15 protein-coding genes and 1 pseudogene are annotated in these 15,205 nt (G+C 59.5%); 5 read left to right on the plus strand and 11 right to left on the minus strand.

The window, feature by feature from the left end; all coding sequences use genetic code 11:
* Positions 1 to 34: 34 nt before the first annotated feature.
* The 6 genes and pseudogenes from ACETMP_RS22085 to ACETMP_RS22110 form a co-directional block, all read right to left on the minus strand.
* Positions 35 to 625: pseudogene (locus ACETMP_RS22085) on the minus strand (alginate export family protein); the annotation flags it as partial.
* Positions 626 to 634: 9 nt separating this feature from the next.
* On the minus strand, positions 635 to 1,543 hold the full coding sequence (locus tag ACETMP_RS22090; protein ID WP_375157852.1) for a glyoxalase: 909 nt from the start codon (positions 1,541 to 1,543) through the stop codon (positions 635 to 637).
* Positions 1,544 to 1,571: 28 nt separating this feature from the next.
* The gene (locus tag ACETMP_RS22095; protein ID WP_375157853.1) at positions 1,572 to 1,991 is read right to left on the minus strand and encodes a DoxX family protein; all 420 of its coding nucleotides are present in this window, start codon (positions 1,989 to 1,991) and stop codon (positions 1,572 to 1,574) included.
* 1 nt (position 1,992) lies between these two features.
* Positions 1,993 to 3,876: an amidohydrolase gene (locus ACETMP_RS22100; protein WP_375157854.1), complete on the minus strand. Its 1,884-nt coding sequence runs from the start codon at positions 3,874 to 3,876 to the stop codon at positions 1,993 to 1,995.
* Positions 3,873 to 4,157, minus strand: coding sequence for a XapX domain-containing protein (locus tag ACETMP_RS22105; RefSeq protein ID WP_375157855.1), 285 nt, complete (start codon positions 4,155 to 4,157; stop codon positions 3,873 to 3,875). Before ACETMP_RS22105 ends, ACETMP_RS22100 begins: the two co-directional genes overlap by 4 nt.
* 31 nt (positions 4,158 to 4,188) lie before the next feature.
* The gene (locus ACETMP_RS22110; RefSeq protein WP_247300465.1) at positions 4,189 to 4,833 is read right to left on the minus strand and encodes a hydrolase; all 645 of its coding nucleotides are present in this window, start codon (positions 4,831 to 4,833) and stop codon (positions 4,189 to 4,191) included.
* 493 nt (positions 4,834 to 5,326) lie between these two features.
* Between ACETMP_RS22110 and ACETMP_RS22115 the strand changes: the two genes are divergently transcribed.
* Entirely contained in the window at positions 5,327 to 5,686 is a 360-nt protein-coding gene (locus tag ACETMP_RS22115; protein WP_375157856.1) for a winged helix-turn-helix transcriptional regulator, read from the plus strand.
* Between the two features lie 224 nt (positions 5,687 to 5,910).
* Here ACETMP_RS22115 and ACETMP_RS22120 read toward each other — a convergent pair whose 3' ends face one another.
* The 5 genes from ACETMP_RS22120 to ACETMP_RS22140 all read right to left on the minus strand — a co-directional run bounded on the left by ACETMP_RS22120 (position 5,911) and on the right by ACETMP_RS22140 (position 10,435).
* Positions 5,911 to 7,089, minus strand: a complete 1,179-nt coding sequence (locus tag ACETMP_RS22120) for an MFS transporter (RefSeq protein ID WP_375157857.1) — start codon at positions 7,087 to 7,089, stop codon at positions 5,911 to 5,913.
* A gap of 135 nt (positions 7,090 to 7,224) precedes the next feature.
* Positions 7,225 to 7,719 carry a cupin domain-containing protein gene (locus tag ACETMP_RS22125; RefSeq protein WP_375157858.1) on the minus strand — a complete coding sequence of 165 codons (495 nt, stop codon included), beginning with the start codon at positions 7,717 to 7,719 and terminating at the stop codon, positions 7,225 to 7,227.
* Positions 7,720 to 7,764: 45 nt separating this feature from the next.
* Positions 7,765 to 8,241 carry a VOC family protein gene (locus tag ACETMP_RS22130; RefSeq protein WP_375157859.1) on the minus strand — a complete coding sequence of 159 codons (477 nt, stop codon included), beginning with the start codon at positions 8,239 to 8,241 and terminating at the stop codon, positions 7,765 to 7,767.
* 5 nt (positions 8,242 to 8,246) lie between these two features.
* Positions 8,247 to 9,104 (minus strand): alpha/beta fold hydrolase, encoded by an 858-nt coding sequence (locus ACETMP_RS22135; RefSeq protein WP_375157860.1) that lies wholly within the window; start codon positions 9,102 to 9,104, stop codon positions 8,247 to 8,249.
* Positions 9,105 to 9,643: 539 nt separating this feature from the next.
* Positions 9,644 to 10,435, minus strand: a complete 792-nt coding sequence (locus tag ACETMP_RS22140) for a crotonase/enoyl-CoA hydratase family protein (RefSeq protein ID WP_375161962.1) — start codon at positions 10,433 to 10,435, stop codon at positions 9,644 to 9,646.
* Positions 10,436 to 11,012: 577 nt separating this feature from the next.
* Between ACETMP_RS22140 and ACETMP_RS22145 the strand changes: the two genes are divergently transcribed.
* From ACETMP_RS22145 to ACETMP_RS22160, 4 genes are all read left to right on the plus strand, one after another.
* On the plus strand, positions 11,013 to 11,777 hold the full coding sequence (locus tag ACETMP_RS22145) for a hypothetical protein (RefSeq protein WP_375157861.1): 765 nt from the start codon (positions 11,013 to 11,015) through the stop codon (positions 11,775 to 11,777).
* A gap of 142 nt (positions 11,778 to 11,919) precedes the next feature.
* Entirely contained in the window at positions 11,920 to 12,951 is a 1,032-nt protein-coding gene (locus ACETMP_RS22150) for a DUF4238 domain-containing protein (RefSeq protein ID WP_375157862.1), read from the plus strand.
* 118 nt (positions 12,952 to 13,069) lie between these two features.
* The gene (locus tag ACETMP_RS22155) at positions 13,070 to 14,083 is read left to right on the plus strand and encodes a GH25 family lysozyme (RefSeq protein WP_375157863.1); all 1,014 of its coding nucleotides are present in this window, start codon (positions 13,070 to 13,072) and stop codon (positions 14,081 to 14,083) included.
* 6 nt (positions 14,084 to 14,089) lie between these two features.
* The gene (locus ACETMP_RS22160; protein ID WP_375157864.1) at positions 14,090 to 15,175 is read left to right on the plus strand and encodes a serine protease; all 1,086 of its coding nucleotides are present in this window, start codon (positions 14,090 to 14,092) and stop codon (positions 15,173 to 15,175) included.
* The last annotated feature ends 30 nt before the right edge of the window (positions 15,176 to 15,205 follow it).

Raw genomic sequence — 15,205 nt, forward strand, 5'->3', positions numbered from 1 at the left:
CGTTCTCATAATCCGCCCAGGCGGCGTCAAAGGATTGACGAACATTGGGGCCGTCGCGGACAGCCACAAAGCGCTGCAGATCGAAGCCAAATTGCTGACGGCCGGCCCTTAACTTCAGCGTACCGCCTCCGACCTGCTCCGTCAGAGCAACCCAAGCCTGCTCCAGATCGAGCCGATTCCGATCGACAGGGGTCAACATGGTCTTCCATGGCGCGTAGTCGGCTTGAAACTGCACGAATGCCTGTAGTTGGTCAGCGACGCGCAGATCGGCATGGAATTCGTTGCGGCTGATCACGTAATTCTGGCTGCGATTCGGACCAGTACCGAAGTTTGGGGCATTGTTTGACTCGAAGCGCTCACGGGTGTTTGCACCGAACGAGAGATAGGTGCGCGGGTCGAAACCGGATAGCGGAATGTATTTGAGCTCATCAAGCGGCTCACGCGGCACGCGAGGATCGGCGAGCACCGACCAGTCTTCCTGCCAGCGGTTGAACATGATAGCGGGTCGCTGCGGCGTTGATGCTTTGGACTGTTCATCCGCCGACGCCATCTGCGGCGCCGCCGCACACAGTAGGCCTGCCGTCCAAGCCCTCCGCAGAAACGATCGTCCCAGCAGCAATGCCATCGCGTCCCCTCACTTCGGCACGGTCGCGTGAATTTCCGCGATATATCCGCCGGGGAATTGTACCATGGCTTCGACCCGTCCGTCAGCGGTGTAGGGCTCGACTAGCACGGCGGCGCCTGAGGCCTTGGCCTTGGCCAAAGTTCCGTGCAAATCCTTCACCTCATAGCCGGTCATTTCCCGTCCATACGGATATGGCAAGTGACCGTCAGTGACGAAGACAGCCATCTTTCCGAACACGGATTCAATGTGGACACGCCGGTATGTGTCCTTGGCTCGGCCGATCTCGATCCCCGCGGCATGTGCATTGTCGGAGACAACCTTCCCGTGTGAAAAACGTAGGAAGCTGCGGGCAAAGGCATCCGCCCGCTCCGGAGAGAGATAAACGCGATTCTCCGGGACGGTCTCGAATGGCGCATACGAGGGCTTCGCGGTATGCCAATAAAGCTGCATATTCAGGCCCCCCGGCCACTGAATTACCGCATCGCGTCCGATGGGATCCGGAAAGGCTGAAACGATTACATCCGCGCCGGAGTCTCTGGCAAGATTGATTGCCTCATCGAGATCGCTAACGAGGTAGCCAGTTCGCTCGGCGCCAAAAGGATAAGGAATCGGCGTCTTGAAGCCGAACAGCGAGACCGTGCCAACGGGCGTCTGCAGCAGTTGGCTAGTTGTGCTGCTCGGCGTCGGCGTGACCGTGGCAACAACCTGCTTCGTGCTCTGCCCGCCGAAAGTTGCGAGAAAGCTCGCCACGAACTTGTTTACGTCTTCGGGAGCCACATAGACGTGTGTGGTGTCGTATTGCGCGCCGACGCCGACCTCCGGCGTTGGATGCGCTCCTTGAGCCCGTGCGATTGCCGCCAATGGGAATAGCAGCGAGCAAACCAGGAGCACTTCAATCAGCTGACGCTTGCAGGTCATGGAACACCTCGAGCACGGAGTTGAGCGCTCATTTCGAGCGCAAGGACAACATAGACACGAGCACCAAGCCGGCGATCAGCCCCAGGTGCTCGAAAAAGGCATTAACGGCCATGAAGCGATCGTGACCGACCTTGGCCCAGAAATCGTTCGCAGTAAGCATGGCGACCGCAGTGAGCACACCAAGCCCTCCGGCTCCCAGCCACACCCAACGTCCAAGAATGAGGAGCAAGGACCCGCCGAGTTCGACAACAATGGCTGCGGTGGCCCAAAGCCATGCCGGCTCAAGACCGAAATTCGCCTGCTCCGCAACGGCGCCTGGAAAATCGAGCGCTTTCTGAATTCCGCCGATCAAGAACGCAGAGACGAGCGCAATCCTGGCCGTCGCCGCGAGCCATGGCCAAGACAGCACTCTCCCCACCCATCTTGGCGTATCCGATTTGGCGAACATCTCACACAGCCCAGCAGGCGCATCCGAGCGCACCCCAGAAGCTCTTGAAATCAGAAACCGGTAGCCTTCCGGCCCAAGCGCGTGCATGATCATGGCCGTGCACGGCGCAAGCAGTGGCGCAGCCGCACATCCGCATCGCGTTCGCGCGAACTGCCTGTGCCTTGCCGTTCTGTTCCGCCCAGCTGCCGTACCCTCCGAAACTGCGCACCGGCGACCAGTCGGGCATCGCCGGAGGTGGCGCGGTATCGTCGAGAGCTTTGAACTCTCCCGCCCCGTAGACGACGCGCCCACCGACCACTGTGAGATCGCTTGTGATGTCGGCAATCTCGTTGTCGGCGCAGGAGAAGAAGTCTCGGTCGGGCACGATCAGGTCAGCGAGCTGACCGACCTGGATGCGTCCTTTTTTCCCCTCCTCATTGGAGAACCAGGTGACGTTTTCGGTCCACATCCGCAGTGCGGTTTCGCGGTCGAGGCAGTTGCGTTGCGGATATATCCGCAGACCGCCCACCGTCATGCCGGTTACGAGCCAGGCCAGCGAGACCCAGGGATTGTAGGAGGCAACCCTGGTTGCATCCGTACCGGCGGAGATCCTGACGCCCTTGTCCATGATCTTCCTGACCGGCGGCGTCGCTTCAGCCGCGCCAAAACCGTAGCGCTCGACGAAATACTCCCCCTGATAGGCCATGCGGTGCTGCACGGCGATGCCGCCGCCAAGCTCGGCGATGCGGTCGATTGACTGATCGGAGATGGTCTCGGCGTGGTCGAAGAACCAGTGTAGACCGTCAAGGGGCGTGTCCTGATTGACCTTCTCGAATACGTCGAGTGCGCGCGAAATCGTCTCGTCGTAGGTCGCGTGCAGGCGCCATGGCCATTTGTTCTGAGCCAGGATGCGCACGACGTCTTCGAGCTCACCTTCCATTTCCGGCGGCATATCCGGACGAGGCTGGCGGAAATCCTCGAAATCAGCGGCCGAGAACACCAGCATCTCCCCCGCGCCGTTGTGCCGAAAGTAGTCGGTTCCCTGCTTGTACTTCGAAGTCTTGGTCCAGTTCAGGAAGTCCTGCTTCTCCCCCTTCGGCTTCTGGGTGAACAGATTGTACGCCAAGCGGACGGTGAGCTGCCCATCGTCCGACAGCTTCTGAATGACCGCATAATCTTCCGGATAATTCTGGAAGCCGCCACCGGCGTCGATCGCTCCAGTAACGCCGAGACGGTTCAACTCCCGCATAAAATGGCGGGTCGAGTTGACCTGATATTCGAAGGGAAGCCTTGGTCCCTTTGCCAATGTCGCGTAGAGAATGCTGGCATTCGGCTTGGCCAGCAGCAACCCCGTCGGATTGCCGTTCGGATCGCGCACGATCTCGCCGCCGGGCGGCTCGGGCGTGTCCTTTGTGTATCCAATGACGCGCAGCGCGGCCGCGTTCAGCATGGCGCGGTCATAGAGATGTAGAATGAACACCGGCGTATCGGGCGCAACCGCGTTGAGCTCGTCGATTGTCGGCAGTCGCTTCTCAGCGAACTGATGCTCCGTGAATCCGCCGACGACTCGCACCCACTGCGGAGCCGGCGTGATCGCGACCTGCTTCTTCAACATGGCCATGGCATCGGCGAGTGACCAGATGCCATCCCAGCGCAGCTCCATATTGTAGTTGAGCCCTCCGCGAATGATATGGAGATGATTGTCGATCAGACCCGGCAGAACGCGCCGCCCTTTCAGGTCGACGATCTTTGTCGAGGAACCGGCGAGCTTCATCACGTCGCCGGTTTGTCCCACAGCAGTGAACAGACCGTCTTTGATGGCAATGGCAGTCGCTGCGGGATTCGAGCGATCAAGTGTTGTGAACAAACCACGGTGCAGGATCAGATCGGGGCCCTGATTGCTCATGCTTGCTTCCCCTGATTCTTGAGGTCATCAATTGGACCGACCGTGCGTCGGCCAGGCAGCATGCCGAAAAGGTGGGAATCGCAGCTCGAAAGATGGAATGCCTCGGAAAAGCTCGAGCCTCCTATGAGGAGCTTGGTCACCGGCATGATCTGCTCGCCGACAAGGATTCCGAGAAGTCCGACCAGCGCCACCAGAGGTGGCGCCGGCGAGCGAACGTTGAGGAGATTATAAATCACTCCAACGAGGAGGCCTGCAGCCAAAGACAACACATAGACCTTCATGACAGCCCTCCCATCTTCTCGACTTCAGGAGTTACCGCGGGCCTGCCTCGGATGCGTGTTCTCCGAGCGCCCATTTCGAAAAGCGCACTTGGATGCCGTAAGGCGTATGAGCGCGGAGGATATCCATAACACCCTCGTAGGTCTCGGCGCGGGCCCAATCCTGCTGCAGTTCGAAGACGTATTGGCACGAGGTGATCGGAATGGCGCCGGCCTGTAGCAGACGCTCCATGGAGCGGTTATGCGCTTCGATCGACAGATCACCACAGGCGTCCGCAGGAACGTAGATTTCGTATCCTTCCTTGAGCATATCCAGGCTCGGGAACATCACACATGCTTCAGTCCATAGGCCGGCGATGACGAACTTCTTTTTCCCGGTAGCCGCGACGGCTTTGCGGAAGTTCGGATCGAGCCATGAATTCATCGACGTTCGGTCGATGATCTCGTGCTTCGGAAACAGATCCGTCACCTCCGGCATGAACGGACCGGAGAATGAGTCCTTTGCAACCGTCGAGATTACAGTCGGAATCTTAAACAGCTTTGCCGCCTTGGCCAAAATCTGGATATTATTGAAAACGACGAGGCGGTCGTGCGACTGCACGCCTTGATACATTGCCGGCTGGTAGTCGATCAGGGCGATGGCGCTGTTTTGCGGTGTAAGCATGTCAAGCTTAGGCATTCGAGGTCTCCTGGTTTGGTGAATGCGGATAATTCAGCTCACAATCGAACGTATTGTGCGCCAGCGGAAGTGAAAGGACGTCAGCTAGTCGATGAACTACCTGCATGTCTGTCGTTCGGCGCGCGGTACCGACGCAGCGGTAACCGACGCGAACGCTCCTGCGGCCTCGAAGGGAAATCCTCGACACTTTTCTCTGTCAATGATGACCAGAGATCGTGCGGGCGTGACCATGTTGCAGCCAGCGCCTTCGTTTCAAACCGTAATGCACACGCCTGATGCGATGCGCGGCCGTGTCTATTCATCTCAACCACTTCCCGTCACGTCATCGGAACGGGGCTATAGTATCGGCACCGCGCTCGTGTAAATTAGGCACTAGCCCGCTAGTAGGTTTCTGATCGGATACTGCGCCGTGCAAAATGAAGCTCCTCGCCCAGAACTCATCTACCCGCCAGAGCTGGAAATTTGGCCGTTCCCAGCGGATTGTCCCAATCGAGTGCTGATCGAAGAGATCGGGGACAAATGGACGATCCAGATTATTGCGGCGCTCTCGCGGGGCCCGACACGCTTCAATCAGCTCAAGCACGCATTAGACCCGATCACTCAGAAGTCATTGACGCAGACGCTCCGTCGGCTCGAGCGAAGTGGGATGGTTTCTCGAACGGTGCTTGATACCTCTCCAGTGGCGGTCGAGTACGCCATCAGCGCGCTGGGCCGTACGCTCGCGGGGCCGTTCTCCGCTCTATATCGATGGGCTGTCGCATACCAAGACCAGGTTGAAGGAGCCCGACGGGCCTTCGACGCGCAACGAGGAAAGGGCGCTCGAAGGCTGACGCTTTCGCGTGCGCGGAAGTAGGAAGCGGGGCCATTGCCTGCTGGCGTGACGCGCTGTTGCGGCCCGCGTCTTGTGTGTTGACCCTTTAGGAATGGCGACGAGCAGAGGGGCGGCGCGATGAGCAATCAGCTTTGACTGATTGCGCGCACCTTCTTTCGTTGGCCTAAGGCTGAGCTACGCTTCAGACCGTCGCGGGAGCGGGAACGCTCTCTTGAGCACGCCGGTGCGGTGGGTCGCGTCAAGTCTCACGCGCCATTCGCATCAAGGATCGCGGAACGGGGCCGGAGCGCGACCACCGCGATCAGCAAAGCAAGGGTCGCCATTCCGATCGACGCGTACGGAGTTGCCAGCAGCCCAGGCCCTTTAAAGAGCTGGCCACCGATAAACGACCCGCTCGAAATTCCGAGATTGAAGGCGGCAATATTGAAGGCCGATGCGGTTCCAAGCGCATCAGGCGCCACCAGCTTGGCCGTGGCAACAACTCCGGCCTGCATGACTGGCGGGATGGCGAAGGCAAATGCTCCCCAGACAGCTATAACCGCGAAAGTCGCTCCCTCGTTGTGGATGGCCAATCGAATCGCGATGAACGAGACGACCAGTCCACATAAGAGGATTATCATCGCCCTGCGCGTTCCTAGGAGATCACTCAATTTTCCACCCGCTAGATTTCCAACGACAGTGGTCGCGCCAAATATCAGGAGTGCGATATTGACCGCCTCCTTCGGCACGCCAGTGATGTCGGTCAGCAGGGGGGACAGGAAGGTGAAAACCACAAACGTGCCACCGAACCCGACTACTGTCAGCAGGTACATGGTCGCGAGATGTCGATTCCCGAGAAGGGTCAGTTGGGAGGCAAACGAGCCCGGCGGCTCATTCGGGATTTCAAAGGGCAAGAGCCAAGTCAGGCCAAGCACCGCGACCGTGCCCATGCCCGTAACAACAAGAAAGGGAGTGCGCCAGCCAAACAATTGGCCGATCCACGAACCGAAGGGTACACCCGCCACCATCGCGACCGTGAGCCCTCCCATCATCACAGCAATCGCACTTCCGGCTTTCGATTTGAGAACCAGGGAACTGGCACACGCTGCGCCAACACCGAAAAACACCCCATGGGCGACCGCCATGACAATGCGTGATAGCAGCAGCGTCGCGTAGTTCGGGGAGATGGCGGCACACAAGTTGCAGATCGTGAACAGCGCCATGAGGCCGATGGCCAATTCTCTCCGCGGAAGAGCGCTGGTCAGGGCCGAAAAGATTGGAGTGCCAAGGGTGATCGACAGTGCGTAGAGGCTGACAAGGAGGCCGGCCGTCGGAATCGAGACGCCGAGATCCGTTGCGATCTCAGGAATGAGGCCCACAATAACGAATTCGGTCGTGCCGATTGCGAACGTTGCAACTGCAAGAGCATAGAGAGCAAGGGGCATTGCACTGGACCTCCATGCAGGATTGCGGCGGCTGGGATCAGGCTGATGATGGCGCGTTCTTCTGCGGTCTATCGAGATGCTCGCCTGACGCCCCCGTGGAGAGGTGATAGAGACCCTCGAATCCACCTCGGCATATCAAGGCTTCTTGGTAGGATCGTCGGCGGGGTTCTCGTAGACTGTATCCGTCGGCCCCGCGCCGGTGATAAGTACGGTCACCGCTTCGTCGGCTGTCATCGCGAAATGCGCGGCGCCCGAGGGCTCCGTGTAAACCGACCCAACCGGGAGCGTTCGAAGCGCTTTTTCGGCGAAACTTGAGCCGTAGCCGAACATCCAGGTACCCTGGAGCACAGTGCCGACCCGATCGCCTGCGTGATGATGGGCCGCAATTTTAGCATGGGGCGCGACCTTCAAGAGCTGGCTATACGGCCCCGGCTTGGACGGATCGCCCAGAATTGTAACGACCTGGACCTTGGTGTTCCCGGATCCACCGGCGCCGCCGGTCGGTGCAATAGCCTCCAATTCGGTAGGTGTCTTCGCGTAGTTCGGAAGCAGTGGCGCCGGCGACTGCGCAGCCGCAGGGCCGAGGAGCATGACAGTGGCGAGCATGAAGATGATCTGATTTCGGGACATTGCTTCACCTTCCGTTTTCAGAACCTGACAATTGCGGTTAGATCATCACCGCGGAGCTTTGGGCTGCTCGAGAAGCTCCAGCGTCATCCCATCCGGTGCCCGAACATAGACCAGGCGAAGTCCGGTGCGCTCGCCCGCCTCTACCCGTTGGACCCTGCTTAGAGCTTTCCATCCCGCCTCGGCGATCCGCACCAGCAGTGCGTCGATGTTTTCAACCCGGAAAGCCAAGTGCACCGAGCCAACGTCACAAGACCGCGGTTTCATAATTTTTCGATCGCCGGGAGAGCGGTATTCCAGAAGCTCGACCATATGCCCGGGGGCACGCACCATTGCGATCCGCGCCGCTGCCCTCTGCACGCCCACCAGTTCCTCCAGGAACGAGCTCTGCTCGAAGTCCCAGGTGTACAGGTGCTCGAAGCCCATCACTCCACTCCAGAACGACAGCGCCTCGTCAAGCGAGGATACTGTGATGCCGGTATGATCGGTGCCCTCGATGCGAAATGGAGCTGCTGCGTCTGTCACGGCGGTCACATCCTAGCGCTCTTGTCCCAGAATTGGCCCAGTTGGTCACAAATGAAGTCGGCCTTTTCCTCAAAAACCCAGTGTCCGCATTCCTCGATGACGCCCCCCTCGGCGCGCTCCGAAAGCGCCCTAGCGCTGTCGAAGCAGTGCGTGCCGAAGGAGCGGCGTCCCCCCCAGCCCATAGTGGGGATCGGAAGCTTCGTTTTTGCAAATTCGGCCAGCTGCGCCGCCTTCTCGTCAATAAAGGCGTAATGGTTGAGACTGGCCCGCAGATTTCCAGGCTGCTTCATCTGCATGACGTAGCGCTGCAGCTCCTCTTCGCTGATCGCATTTGGATTGTAGGCAAAGTCCCGGAAAAAGTGACGGAGATACTGCTCTTCCCTGCCTTCGATCAGGAACAACGAGATATCCATGTTCGCGTGCATGGACAGGTGCCAATATGGCACGCGCGGATCCACGTAGGCCTCATAGTCAAGTCCAAAGAATGGGGTCTCGATTGTCGCGAGCGACAGTGCGCGCCTGCCTGCCATGTAAGCAAGGGCAACGGAGGGCGGCCCCCCAAGATCGTGACTAAGAATATGGAATTGGTCGACCTTCTCGACGTCGGCGAGTTCCAGCAGGTCCTTGGCGATGGTCGCCGGCATATAATCGGCATGGGGCTTGTCGCTGTCGGCGTAACCACGCAGGTCAGGTGCAATGAACCGGTATCGGCCAGAAAATGCCTCAAAGATTGGCACGAACTCGCGATGATTCTGCGGCCAACCATGGAGACACAGCACCGCAGGCCCGGACCCAACCGTCACATAGTGGAGTGTCACGCCATTCACCACCGCGCGCTTGCTGATCATCTGAGCTTTCACCATCGTCGCACCCTCGCGCTGCTGTGTGCCGAGCCAACCTCATCCCGCGTGCTGCTGGCTGGACGCCTCTCCTTTACGGCTTCTGTCATGTTGCGCAATTTCGCTGACACGCGAAACTGAAACGATTTCAGCCCGCTGATGAGCAAGATGCATTTCGCCGCCTCAGGCATAGGGATCACAGCACGAAGTTAGCGCCGGCGACTGGGCAGTAACGCGCATCGCCCCAGCAGTTCAACATGCAGCGCTTGACGCGAAGTTTGGGCGTTCCTGCGACGTTTGTCAGCTCTGGGAGGAAGTAGCGTCACCCTCCGCATCGCCCGTCCACAATGCAGCTTGGCTGCTCTCGCTGACGCCGAGTTCATCGCAGCTGCTTGTTCGTCATACCGCGAAGGTCAACCACATGACCTGCCGCTGGCATCCACTCAGCTACAAAGCGTTCACTTGGACGGCAAACCTGCACGACGTGATTGCCAGAATCGCTTTTCCGATTGCTCGGGGAGTGCAATAGTGCGTGTTCCCCAGCCAGGGGCTCCGATGGCTGGTCATTGCACCCCCTCCTCGCCAAGAGGAGCGATCTTTGCACTGCGCTTTTCAAGAAACTTTTTTATCCGTCCTTTGGCTTCATCGTCGCCGACGGTCATTGCGGCCATCAAGCTCTCCATCAGAAGGGCATCGGGGCCACCGCGTGCCATGCGCGGCAAGACCTGCACGGTCCCAAAGTTGCTCAAGGCGGTGTTCGTCGCCGTCCGCTCGGCCAACTCCATGGCTTTGGCAAGACCCTGCCCGTCATCGACAAGATACTGCGAGAATCCCAGCGCGACGCCTTCCTCCGCGCTGTAGGTCCGGCCGGTCAACATCATGTCCACCATGCGGCTGGTCCCGATTAGTGATGTAACTCGCAACGCGCCGCCACCGCCAACGAATATGCCGCGGGTGCTCTCTGGCAGCGCATACCACGTGCTTCGCTCAGCCACCCGGATATGTGCCGCCGCGGCAAGTTCCAGGCCGCCTCCTATCACGGCGCCCTGCAAGGCAGCGATCACGGGAACGTCGGCGGACTCGATGCGCTCGAAAGCGCGATGCCAAGCGCGGGAATAAAGTACCGTTTGCAGTGTGCTACGATCCACCAAGGCAGAAAGATCGGCACCGGCCGAGAAATGGTTACCCTCGCCATGAATGACAATGACGCGAGTCTGCTCTGGCCGATTTGCAAAAAAGGTTTCGATGCCGGCGATGGTCGCATCATCCAAGGCATTTCTCTTGCCAGGACGCGATAAGCGCAGCAGCGTTATCGGACCGCGCTGGGTCACTGTTAGGCTTTCCGGCAAGACCAGCCTGGTCGTACTATCGCTTTCTTCACGAGCGCCACTTGCCAGATCAGGAGCCGCTTGCGAGTCAGGCTCGAGTGGGGGAAGCCTCGTACGCGAATTGCCGGTTGGATCAGTGGGATGAGACATAGCTAGGCTTCTCCATCTTTGGCCGGCTCGCGCCCGCTCTGATCGCATGGCGCGGGGCTTGTTTTTGACCTCGCTCACTGCACTTGAGAGCGTTTAGAGCTCGAGAGCATTGCAAGGTGATTTCGGGCCAAGTCTTTCACGTTACGCCGGTAAGAAAGCCGAGGCGCGGACAAGAATGAGACGCTGACCCGCTTCGCGAGGCAGTTCCCCTTTGAAGGCAGCAATCCAGCGCTTTGCGACTGCCAGCTTTCGCACAGCCGGCGAAATGGCTCTGCTCACCCGAGGTGCGGTCGATGTTTAAGGCAGCGAGCGGTACATGGATTGCGACCGCCCATTTAGTTTCCTAGCAGCAGACCGCTGTCGCGACGTCAGCCCAGGTCAAGTAAGATCTGGTTCACTCCAGGAGATGGCGGGTTGAGGGCACGGCTTGTCTGGATCTACGTCGTTCCGTCCGGTGGCACCTGTCGCGACACTGTTTCGCGAAGCGCCGACGGCAGTAACGGTCGCCAGCTCGCCGAGCCCGGCCGCAGGCAAGCCGTCTCTTGTGGTATTGCCCTTCGTCAATCTGACTCCCGATCCCACGCAGGACTATTTCGTTGATGGCGTTACCGAAAGCCTGACGACAGATCTATCGCGGATGGCCGGCATCTTCGTAATCGGTCGCAACACCGCCTTCACATACAAGGGAAAGCACGTCGATCTGAAACAGGTTGGCTGCGAGCTGGGCGTTCGCTACGTGCTCGACGGCTCGGTGCAGCGGGCTGGGAATCGGATGCGCATCAACATCCAGCTGATCGATGCCGAGACCGGCGACCACTTATGGGGTGAACGGTTCGACAAACAGGTCGCCGACCTGTTCGACATCCAGGACGAGATCGGTGCTCGGCTCGCCGGCCAACTCGGAACCGAATTGGTCACTGTGGAGGCACGGCGGGCAGCACGGGCGCCGCATCCCGATTCGATGGACCTTTATTTTCAAGGTATGGCATATCTGAACCGCGGAACGGATCCCGCAAGCCTGTCCAAGGCGCGCCCGTTCTTCGAAGCGGCGCTCCGCCTGGACGCCACGAATGTCGAAGCCATGGTTGGAATGGCCCACGTCAATACTATGCGGGCGACTTCAATGCTGATCGACCGGAGACCGCCACTGCGGCTGGTCGAAGCGTCGTTGGCCAAAATACTTGCTCATACCCCAATCACGCAAGGGCGCACTGCCTGATGGGCGTCGCCCGGATCTTCACGAAACGCGCTCGGGTTTCGTCGTCGAGAGACGACCGCTCTGACGACCGCGAGAAGACGGAGCAGGCCGGACCCGCCGCGCGCCGTTTGCGGCGAACCGCGCAAGGATTTCGGCGGTTGGCATGAGCGCGAGCGCCTGGAATGGAAGGCTTACGATGGCGAGGGAGGCGAACACAAAAATACAGCACTATGTGCCGCAGTACTATCTGCGCGGCTTCGTGAACGAGAGAAAGCAACTCTACGTCGTCGATCGGCCGCGCGCCAAGTTCTTCCGCGTACCCACCAATAAGGTCGCCGGTGAACTTTATTTCAATCTGGTCACGATCGGTGGAGTCAATCCGTTCGCGGTCGAGGAGGCGCTCTCCGAAATGGAAGGCAAGATCGCACCGGTTCTCGAAAAGGTCATATCGACCCGTTCGCTCGGAGACGAGAGCGATCGCAACGCGATCATGAATCTCATCGCTTCCGTCACGTTGCGCAATCCGAAGCAGCGGGCTGCGGTCGGCGAGATCTACCGCGGCGCGGGACAACTCGCAGGCGGTGCGGGTTTGGACACGAAGGAGAAGTACGCAGAGTTCGTCGCCGCGATGAAGGCGGAAGGACTGCCTGCGCCGACGTATGAGGAAATGAAAGGGTGGTTCGAGAAGGAGCCGGAATTATTCAAGCCTCCTCCGCCCTCAAAGGAGTTCAACATTCTCGTCGAACTTGAGTGGCACGATCCTCTGGTGAAGCTCTACGAAGGCAGGAAGTGGCAGATGCTGGTCGCTGCCGACGACTCGGGAGGCTTCGTCACAAGTGACCATCCTGTCTGCTTGAGATGGATGGATGGCCAGGATCACGGCGAGACCTCTCCCGGCTTCGCCGTGCCGGGAACCAAGGTGATTTTTCCGCTATCGCAGAAGCTCGCGCTCCTCGGTCGTTTCGAAGGTGACGAGAGCGTCGTCCCGGCCGACAAGGAGACGGTCGCACGGATCAACAGCCTGCTCATCGGCAATTGTCACCGTCAGGTCTACGGAAGGGATGCGTTGTTCAGCTACAAGCGTGGCCCGAAGGGCGAGATCGGCAGCGGCGCCCATCTCGACAAGGACGAAGCGTTCTTGGCGGGTGGCAAGGACGACGAGAGCGGCAAAATCGTAGCGTTCAGGAGCGAATAGGGAAGGTGCGCGCTGCGCGATCGTGCATTTCGGCGGTTCGCCGAAAAAGTCTGATCGGCATGTTGCCCGCTTGTTGCATTTTAATTACGATACAACCTCATTTCAGAGAGGTGCGATCGTGTTTAAGGATTTTCATCGTCCGCGAGGGTGGACCCATACGTTCATTGTTGCATTTTCGGTACTTCTCGGTGTGTGCGCGCCGGTTGCGTCGGCCCAAGAAGCGAAGACGCCGCTGACCACCGACGCGTCGCGCGGCGAGCTCTTCGAACTCATGGGACAGATCGTCGAAGGACAAACTCCGCCCGGAGAGTTCAGCCAGTTCGCCTTTCGGGCCAATTTCCGATTCGCGCACGACGCCCTCTGGCGCAATCCCGTGCTCGACGAGGATCCGCGCTCGAACCAGATCTTTGGCATCGATATCTCGCATCACCTGACCGATAAATGTAAGTGCAAGGTCGATTGGGCCTTGCTCGCCGATCAGAAGGTCGCATTTGCCTATCTCAAGGCCACGCAGGGCGTCAGCTATTACGACCGCTCGTTCGAGCCCAATCTCGAAGGCATTCGGGCGCTTCCGGCCGGGAAAAAGATCGATGTGGGCGCTTTTCATTTTCTTTCCGCCGACGGATCTGGCGAGGATCAGGCAAAGAACTTCCTCGATGTCGTCGGTTCGAAGTTGGGCAAGGACGACCTCACGCCTTCGCTGGACGTAGAATGGGACGTTCGCACCGACGCGTCGGGGAAGGTCATCCTCGGACCTGATGGAAAGGCGAAGGACTTTTGGGAAGGTACCGACGGAAGCGTGATCCTCGGCCAGGTTCTCGCGTGGCTCAAGGCGGTCCAGACCCAGACGAAGAAGGTGCCGATCGTCTACACGAACCCGCTCTGGTGGAGGGAACGCATCGGAAAGGCGGGTACAATCGAGCAGTCTCTGTCTCAGTATCGAGTTTGGATCAGCGATTTGTCCTCGAAGGGGCTGAAAGTCGAAGCACCGTACAACTATAAGGACAAATGGCATCTTTGGCAGTTCAGCTTCACGGCGACGGCCGAAAAGGGAGGACTGCCTCCGGGTAAAGCGGTCGATGCCGACGTGTTCGATGGGGACGCCGCGTCGTTCGCCAGCTTGCTCAAGTAGGCGCCCATGTCGGAGCGAGGCAGTGGGGTACGTGCGGCTCGTCGGAGCGATCGATTCGGCTGGCTTGCCGCCGCGGCGGTCCTCTGTCTGACGCATGCGGCGTCAGCACAGCAGAACGGCGACACCGGTCCGGTGATCTATGCGACGGAGGCTCCGGGAGTCGTTCGCATTCATGCGGTCGGGGTGACCGAAGACGGGTCCATGGGCGGTGAGGACGGGACGGGTTTCGTCATCAGCCGCAGCGGCTACGTGCTGACGGCGAGTCACGTGATCCCGGACGATGCGAAATACAAGACCTTGATCCTGGGTGGGACGTTGGGACCCGCGACCGCGGATGCGAAGCCTTCGCGGCTCGAACTGGTCAAACGAAGCGAATCATACGACGTCGCCCTGTTGCGGTTCGTTACGCCGCCTCCGGCCCTCACGGTACTCCCGTTGAGGCGCAGCGCGGCCAAGGTTGGCGAATTGCTCTTCGTGCTCGGTTATCCGCTAGGTCTTCCTGACACGCATTTCCTGGACGGACGGGTCGGGGCCGTGGCGCCGGACGCCATAACCACCAACGCGCTCGTCGATAAGGGCAACAGCGGTGGTCCGGTCGTCGATGCGCGCGGATGCGTGATCGGAATAGTCTACGGCGCAATTACGACCCGTGAAGGGCAGCCGGTCAACGGCATCAAATTCGCGGTGCCAGTGCTCTCGATCCTCGGAATTCTTCCCCCGGACATATCTTCGACCGCCGCCCAGGAGCCCACCCGGGCTTCCGACATCATCCACGTATCGGATGCTCTCTCACGCACGCAAGAGGATCACGGGCTGACCGATACCGTGAGATCCTACAACGACGTCATCCCAGCGCGTGATGGCTTCGTCATCGAGGCAATCGAGGGAGTTGGACGCGAAAGCCTGAATCCGCCCAGCCTCCAGTTTCCGACGCCGGTCATCTCGCCGGACAGGAAGTCGATGAGATTCGACTACAGCCTCCTCAGCGGACCCGTCTACGACCAGCGACGAGGTTGGATCGACATGACGATCGGCACAAGACAGAGGCGCGTCGGCGCGGCACCGAGCCCGGCCCTGGCCGGCTGCGACTAATTGGATCGATATCGCCGATCGAGCCGAAAG

The sequence above is a fragment of the Bradyrhizobium dasycarpum genome (assembly GCF_042019905.1).
GTDB classification, from domain to species: Bacteria; Pseudomonadota; Alphaproteobacteria; order Rhizobiales; family Xanthobacteraceae; genus Bradyrhizobium; species Bradyrhizobium japonicum_B.

What these genes read in the sequence shown, in the direction of transcription:
- ACETMP_RS22090 (WP_375157852.1), bottom strand. Translation starts at nt 1,543, where the DNA reads ATGACCTGCAAGCGTCAGCTGATTGAAGTGCTCCTGGTTTGCTCGCTG.
- ACETMP_RS22105 (WP_375157855.1), bottom strand. Translation starts at nt 4,157, where the DNA reads ATGAAGGTCTATGTGTTGTCTTTGGCTGCAGGCCTCCTCGTTGGAGTG.
- ACETMP_RS22160 (WP_375157864.1), top strand. Translation starts at nt 14,090, where the DNA reads ATGTCGGAGCGAGGCAGTGGGGTACGTGCGGCTCGTCGGAGCGATCGA.
- ACETMP_RS22100 (WP_375157854.1), bottom strand. Translation starts at nt 3,876, where the DNA reads ATGAGCAATCAGGGCCCCGATCTGATCCTGCACCGTGGTTTGTTCACA.
- ACETMP_RS22135 (WP_375157860.1), bottom strand. Translation starts at nt 9,104, where the DNA reads ATGGTGAAAGCTCAGATGATCAGCAAGCGCGCGGTGGTGAATGGCGTG.
- ACETMP_RS22120 (WP_375157857.1), bottom strand. Translation starts at nt 7,089, where the DNA reads ATGCCCCTTGCTCTCTATGCTCTTGCAGTTGCAACGTTCGCAATCGGC.
- ACETMP_RS22110 (WP_247300465.1), bottom strand. Translation starts at nt 4,833, where the DNA reads ATGCCTAAGCTTGACATGCTTACACCGCAAAACAGCGCCATCGCCCTG.
- ACETMP_RS22150 (WP_375157862.1), top strand. Translation starts at nt 11,920, where the DNA reads ATGAGCGCGAGCGCCTGGAATGGAAGGCTTACGATGGCGAGGGAGGCG.
- ACETMP_RS22125 (WP_375157858.1), bottom strand. Translation starts at nt 7,719, where the DNA reads ATGTCCCGAAATCAGATCATCTTCATGCTCGCCACTGTCATGCTCCTC.
- ACETMP_RS22095 (WP_375157853.1), bottom strand. Translation starts at nt 1,991, where the DNA reads ATGTTCGCCAAATCGGATACGCCAAGATGGGTGGGGAGAGTGCTGTCT.